Below are 6,501 nucleotides of genomic sequence, written 5' to 3'. Positions count from 1 at the left end.
AATGAAAACAACCTCCCTTATCCTTTCCTTACTTCTGATCTCTTTCAGCACTTTTTCCCAAATCCAAAAAAACTGGGCTTGGGGAGGGAAAATTGATCCTCTGCAAACAAAATATGAGGTTCTGCACTATCAGTTGGAACTGGAAATATTTCCCGAAAAGCAAGAGATCCATGGGAAAAACAAAATCACGTTTTCCTCAGACGAAAAGTTGGATACCTTGAGATTGAACTTGATCGAGGAGTACACGGTGACTAAAGTCATCATGGATGGAGAGGAAGTAGGATTCCGGCATTTTGGGGATACTTTGGACATTTATCCCTCCGATTGTACCTGTACTGAGGTGGAGGTATCCTATGGTGGACAAACCCCAATCGCGATCCGCCCACCATGGACAGGAGGTTTTACTTGGGAGATAGATGAACAGGATAACCATTGGATGGGACTTTCTTCCCAGAATGAAGGGGCAAAGATTTTCATGCCCTGCCTGGACCACCCATCAAGTGAACCTTCCAACGGGGTGGATCTTATTCTCACTGCCCCATATCCCTACTTTGTGGCTGCCAATGGAAGGTTGGTAGATACCCAAAAACAAAACGGAAAAGTCACCTATCACTGGACTACACAATATCCCATCAATAATTACAATATCAACTTTACCCTGGGAATATTCCATGAAGAATCAAAAATTTTTAACAGTGCAGACGGGACCGAAATCCCAATGATTGTCTATGTGCTCCAGCAAAACAGGGATAAAGCAAATTCCCTGATGGAAGTATTGGAAACTTCTGCCAAAACCCATGAGAAATATTTTGGACCCTATCCATTTCCAAATGACAAAATCGCTGTTGTGGAAACTCCTTATTTGGGGATGGAACATCAGACCATCAATGCTTATGGGAATAATTTCCAGTTTGAACAAATTGGAAATGTGAAGGCTGATTGGCTGCTTCACCATGAACTTGGGCATGAGTGGTTTGGCAACAAGGTTTCGGTCAAAGACTGGGCGGACTTCTGGATCCATGAGGGGCTTACTGCTTATGGGGATTGGCTGTTTTATCTGGAACATGGGGGAGAAGATGCCTACCATCAAAAGGTGGCTTCGGTCAAAAATGGGATTGCCCATGCACGGCCTGTAGTTTCACCAAGAAACTCCAATTCTGACCAAGCCTATCATCCTGAGATTTATACCAAGGGAGCATTTATAATTCATTCACTGCGCTATTACATTGGGGATGAGGTGTTCTTTCCTATGCTCAAGGCCTTTGCATCTGATGAGCGCTTTAACTATGAAAATCTTGTTGAAACCGATGACTTCACCGAATTTGTACAGCAATATACCGGAATGGAGTTACAGGGATTCTTTGATATGTACCTCAAAACCATCAGGGTGCCCAAGGTGAAAATTTCCAAAAAAGGGAAGAAAGGATATCAGGTCAGTTTGCCCAATATAGATTTTTCCATGCCGGTGGAAATTAAAACCTCAAATGGTTTTGAGAGGCATATTCTTTCCTCCAAATCAGTGCTGGTAAGAAGTGCAGGGCCAATTGAGGTCGATCCGAATGGATGGTATTTGCTGTCGGGAAATTAAATAACATCTACGCTTGGGCAAATTAATTAATTGTATTAATTGTTAACTTTATAAATTAATTTTAAATAATATGGATGTAAAATCTGTCAAATTTGATCTGATCCGTTGGTTAACTGAACTTCAGGATAAAGCTGTTCTTGAAAAACTTCTGGCTTTTAAAGACGAATCCGAAAAATTGCATGAATTGAAACCAGAGTATATGGAGGAACTGGAAAACAGACTAATTAAATATGAAGCTGGTGAAATGAAATTTTCTTCTTGGGATGCTGTTAAGAATAGGGTAAAAAATAGTGCGAAGGATAAGTTATAACTATCGATTATCTGAGGAAGCGGAATGGGATGTTTATGAATCTTTTCTTTGGTATGAAAATCAAAGATTAGGATTAGGAGAAGAATTTTTAGAGGAACTTGAATTAGCTGAAAATGCAATTACTAGCAATCCAGAAGGTTTTGCATTTAGATACAAGAAAAAAGTCAGAGCTTATGTTATGGGAAGATTCCCAATTTTGATTTTATATATTATCAATGGAAAAAATATTGATGTAATAGCAGTTTTTAATACAAATCAGCATCCCAAAAAATGGAAAAACAGGGTTTAAAAAGTGTAAATCTTTGGATTCCAAAGCTGATTTTGTTTTCTTGCCGTGAACCCGGTAGCTATTTTTATTATTTTCTCAAACCTAACCTTTAAACAACATGAACAAACATATATATGAATCTGGGCTGATAGGTAATTGTTCCTTTATTGCCCATGTTGAAAAGAACACCAATATTTCTTGGCTTTGTCTGCCCCGGTTTGACTCGGATTTTATTTTTGGTGGAATGCTGGACAGAAAAAAAGGGGGAGAGTTTACCATTTTGCCAGAAGGGTCAGATTTTGAATCTTCTCAAGCCTATATAGAAAACACCAATGTTCTTGAGACTACTATTAGCACCGGGCATGACTGTTACAAAGTGACTGATTTTGCTCCACGTTTCAAGAATTTTGACAGGTATTTTAAACCCCTCATGCTGATCCGGAAAATTGAACCCATAGCTGGATCTCCTAGGATAAAAATCTCTTGTAGGCCAGTTGCAGATAGAGGCAAAAAGACCCTTGTTCCAAGTATAGGGAGTAATCATATCCGGTATATGGGTGAAGATCAGGAAATCAGACTGACATCAAATGCCGCCCTTACTTATATTACTGAGGGAAAATCTTTTGTGCTCCAGCGTCCCATATATTTGGTTTTCACTTATGGAAGGCCATTAGAAGCACCGATTGAATCCACATCTGAAAGATTTCTGCAAGCAACCACGGATTACTGGCAATCATGGGTCAAATCCACCAGCATTTCTGGATTTCATCAGCGATTGGTACTTCGTTCTGCATTGATCTTAAAAATCCACCAATATGAGGATACCGGTGCCATCATCGCTGCCTCCACCACATCACTTCCGGAGGCTCCCGGTTCTACGAGGAATTGGGATTATCGTTATTGTTGGATTAGGGACAGTTATTATACCCTTACTTCCTTTAGTGGGGTCGGTCACTTTGAAGAACTTGAAAAATATTTTGAATTTATCCAAAACCTTCCGACAGGGGCAGATGGAAGGTACCAACCACTTTATTCCATAACCGGAGAGAGCTTGTTGATTGAAGAGATTTCTGATTTGGAGGGGTATTTAGGAAACAAACCCGTCAGGTTTGGCAATCAGGCCTATACCCATATTCAGAATGATCTTTATGGGCAGGTTTTGGTGTCCCTTTTGCCGCTGTATTCAGATCAAAGGTTTACCTCAAAAGAGCGAAGTAACTCAGAACCTATGATCATGAATCTTTTGGATAAAATCGAACAGACGATGGATGAAAAGGATGCAGGGTTATGGGAGTTTAGAAGTCTTGCTCAAGAACATTGCTATACATTCCTTTTTCATTGGGCAGGTTCTTTGGCAGCAGCCAAAATCGGGAAACGTCTCAAAAATGAAAAGATGTATGAGAAAGCAATGTACCTGAAGGATCTTGCTGTTGCAAAAATAGAAGCTTGCTACCTCCCTGACAGGAAAGCTTATTCACAGGCGATAGGCGCAAAACATATGGATGCTTCGACCTTGCAGTTGATTACTATGGGTTACTTTGGTGATGATATAGAGCGGGCAAATAATCACCTTAAGGAATTGGAAAAAGAGCTGCTTTCAAAGGACTACCTCTTTTATAGATACAAACATATGGATGATTTCGGGGTACCTGAGACTACATTTTTGATCTGTGCATTTTGGTATATTGAGGCATTGGCTTGTGTGAATAGGTTGGATGAGGCAATTGAAGGCTTCGAAACATTGATCAAATATTCCAACCACCTCAACCTGTTTTCAGAAGATGTGGATCAGGCTACAGGCAGTCAATGGGGGAATTTCCCACAAGCTTACTCCCATGTTGGATTGATGAATGCGGCGTTTAGAATTGGCAGAAAGCTGGATCGGCCTAATTTTCTATAAAAAGTACGTTGCATCTGGCAGGCAGGCGTCATTCCGAGTCCCCAACATAATTAAAGTGTTTAGAAAAGGGTAATGATATAGAGGTAACCTTAATTTGGCCTCGGCAATCTCGGCCACCGGAATCGTGCTTTGGGAGGAGGCTGTCTCAAAATTAACCGTTAATTTTCAAAACAGCCAAAATTAAGCCATAGAGGCCGATTTTCAGAAAATCGGCCCCTTGTTTTTTGAATACCGGTCAAAACCGGAAGCTTATTGCCTTGCCAGGGCTGATCATCTTTAATGGTGTTTTTGGGATCAATAGTCCGCCGAAAGTGCTTTTTAGGCTGCTTTTGCTGCCTTTCTGGAAAGGTTGTGGGCGATTACATGGAGACCTGTTTCAATTTCCACCTTTTCGAGTCCCCTAAGCACATACCTCTTCATCCCCTTGTTTTGCTTGAGGTGCCCGAATACAGGTTCCACGTCTGTGGCCCGCTGCTTTCTTTTTTGGATTCCCTCGGGAGAGGTCAGCTTTTGTTTTGCCACTGATTTGAACCGTTCCAGTGTCCTGTTGACCTCAATGGTTTTGTTTCCCTTTCCCGGCCTGCACGAAGCGGCCATAGGGCATCCCGCACAATTTGATGCCGTATATCTCGCATATTCCTGTCTGTATCCTGTCGACGTTGTCCCGGTTCTGGTACCGTCCCTTTCCATCGGCTGTCCCATCGGGCAGATATACCTGTCTTTTTGGCTGTCGTAATACAGGTTTTCAAGCAGCCTGTATTCCCTGTTTTTCCTCTTTTCTTCCCTGAGTTCTTTATGGAAGTAATTATACTTCACATACGCAGATGTACCGTTATGCTCGAGAGCGGCATAGTTTTCCTCGCTTCCGTACCCCGCATCGGCAGTCAGTGTTTCGGGGTAGGCTCCGTACATCTGCCGGTAGGCATCCATATGCGGGATGAGTGTGGTGGTATCGTTGGGTTTTTGGTGAAGGGTGTAGTTGACCACAAAGTGCCCGTGGGTACTGAGCTGGAGGTTATAGCCGGGTTTAAGCTGCCCGTTTTTCATGTGGTCTTCCTTCATCCGCATGAAAGTGGCATCTTCATCGGTTTTTGAATAGCTGTTGCGCTCCTGTAAGATCTCCTCCTTCTGTTCGTATTCTGCAAGCTTTCCGGGCCAGTTTTTCTCTGCATATCTGAGCTTCTGTTTCACTTTGGGGTCAACCTCTTTGCCCTGGAGTGCCGTGTTGATCTTCTCAACGGTCTCAAGTACTTTTTCGGGACTGGGATTCTCAAACTTCTCTTCGGGCTGTCCGAGTTCTTCCTTTGCCGTTTCGGCAGCGTAATCCCAGAGCTCCTGAAGCTGCTTTGCAATCCTCTCCCTGCTCTTTTTGACAGCCTTTCCCCAGACAAAGGTGTATCTGTTGGCGTTGGCCTCTATTTTGGTCCCGTCTGTATAAACATCTTTTATGTCAAGCAGTCCCTCATCGTAAAGCATGAGCACTACCTGTGAAAAAACCTCGCGGATCACTTCACGGAGCTTTTCCCCACGGAAACGGTTGATGGTATTGTGGTCTGGGCGCTGCATGCCCGAAAGCCACATGAAACCGATGTTTTCCCGGACAGCTTTCTCAAGTTTCCGGGAAGAATAGCAGTTTTCCAGGTAACCGTATATCAGCACCTTCAACAGCATGCGGGGATGGTAACTGCTCGCCCCCATATTACTGTACTGCGAAAGGATGGGCTGGATGTTTATCTTGTCTACAACCGTGCTGACTACACGGGCGGGATGCTCTGATGGAAGAAGGTCGCCCAAATTGTGGGGAAGGAGCATCAACTGGTTGGGATCATAGTCTTTAAAGACTATATTTGAGTCTTGTTTTTCCACACCTCAAAATAACAATTTTGAGTTAAACAAGAAAAAGGCTACCCGAAAAATCAGGTAGCCTTTCAATTTAAATTAAATGAGACTTATGAGACAGCCTCTTTTATTATTTAATATGAACTAGATTATTTTTTGATAAACTTAACCTGTTTCATCCTGCCCTGTCCCTGATCGACGATCAGAAGATAGGTACCGGAAGCCATCCTTACCGATGCAAGATCAAGTACAATCTCACCGTTATCCGGAACTGCTGACCTGTTGATATACTGTCTTCCCATCATGTCATAGACTACAATATCAACTTGGATTTCCTCCTTGCTGTTCATTTGGATATGTAGCCTGTCTTCGACTGGATTTGGATAAATTTTGAAGCCGAACATGCTGTCTTCTTCAGCAGTCCCATAAATTTCAATCTGTGATTTCTCTTCCAGCTGGCCTTTGTCCACTCCGGCTGATTGCCGGGCAATGATGCTTTCATTGGAATACAGAGAGAATATCCCGGCTCCGTCCAGTGCCCTGTTGTAAAGCCTGATGTCGTCAAGGTCACCGTTCCAGCGGTTCGCATCGCGGTA

The 6,501-nt window shown here is 42.8% G+C and carries 6 protein-coding genes; 4 read left to right on the top strand and 2 right to left on the bottom strand.

Annotated elements, in window-relative coordinates:
* Position 1: 1 nt before the first annotated feature.
* From ACEW8U_RS07360 to ACEW8U_RS07345, 4 genes are all read left to right on the top strand, one after another.
* A complete protein-coding gene (locus tag ACEW8U_RS07360) occupies positions 2 to 1,588 on the top strand; it encodes a M1 family metallopeptidase (RefSeq protein ID WP_373521391.1) in 1,587 nt (528 codons plus the stop codon).
* 70 nt (positions 1,589 to 1,658) lie between these two features.
* A complete protein-coding gene (locus ACEW8U_RS07355; protein ID WP_373521390.1) occupies positions 1,659 to 1,898 on the top strand; it encodes an addiction module protein in 240 nt (79 codons plus the stop codon).
* Complete coding sequence (locus tag ACEW8U_RS07350) at positions 1,879 to 2,187, top strand: type II toxin-antitoxin system RelE/ParE family toxin (protein WP_373521389.1); 309 nt, start codon at positions 1,879 to 1,881, stop codon at positions 2,185 to 2,187. Before ACEW8U_RS07355 ends, ACEW8U_RS07350 begins: the two co-directional genes overlap by 20 nt.
* Before the next feature lie 97 nt (positions 2,188 to 2,284).
* On the top strand, positions 2,285 to 4,066 hold the full coding sequence (locus ACEW8U_RS07345; protein WP_373521388.1) for a glycoside hydrolase family 15 protein: 1,782 nt from the start codon (positions 2,285 to 2,287) through the stop codon (positions 4,064 to 4,066).
* A gap of 318 nt (positions 4,067 to 4,384) precedes the next feature.
* On the opposite strand, the gene ACEW8U_RS07340 is transcribed toward ACEW8U_RS07345, so the two are convergent.
* Positions 4,385 to 5,932 (bottom strand): IS1182 family transposase, encoded by a 1,548-nt coding sequence (locus ACEW8U_RS07340; protein ID WP_373521387.1) that lies wholly within the window; start codon positions 5,930 to 5,932, stop codon positions 4,385 to 4,387.
* Between the two features lie 122 nt (positions 5,933 to 6,054).
* A partial coding sequence (locus ACEW8U_RS07335) for a T9SS type A sorting domain-containing protein (protein ID WP_373521386.1) occupies positions 6,055 to 6,501 on the bottom strand: 447 nt, incomplete at its 5' end.

It is taken from the genome of Aquiflexum sp. (assembly GCF_041751335.1).
Classification (GTDB): domain Bacteria; phylum Bacteroidota; class Bacteroidia; order Cytophagales; family Cyclobacteriaceae; genus Aquiflexum.
Note: the sequence above shows the minus strand (reverse complement) of the source record. Positions and strands in the feature narration are given on the sequence as shown.

Bases quoted from the DNA above. Each gene is read 5' to 3' on its own strand.
- ACEW8U_RS07345 (WP_373521388.1), top strand. From the start codon at position 2,285: ATGAACAAACATATATATGAATCTGGGCTGATAGGTAATTGTTCCTTT.
- ACEW8U_RS07355 (WP_373521390.1), top strand. From the start codon at position 1,659: ATGGATGTAAAATCTGTCAAATTTGATCTGATCCGTTGGTTAACTGAA.
- ACEW8U_RS07360 (WP_373521391.1), top strand. From the start codon at position 2: ATGAAAACAACCTCCCTTATCCTTTCCTTACTTCTGATCTCTTTCAGC.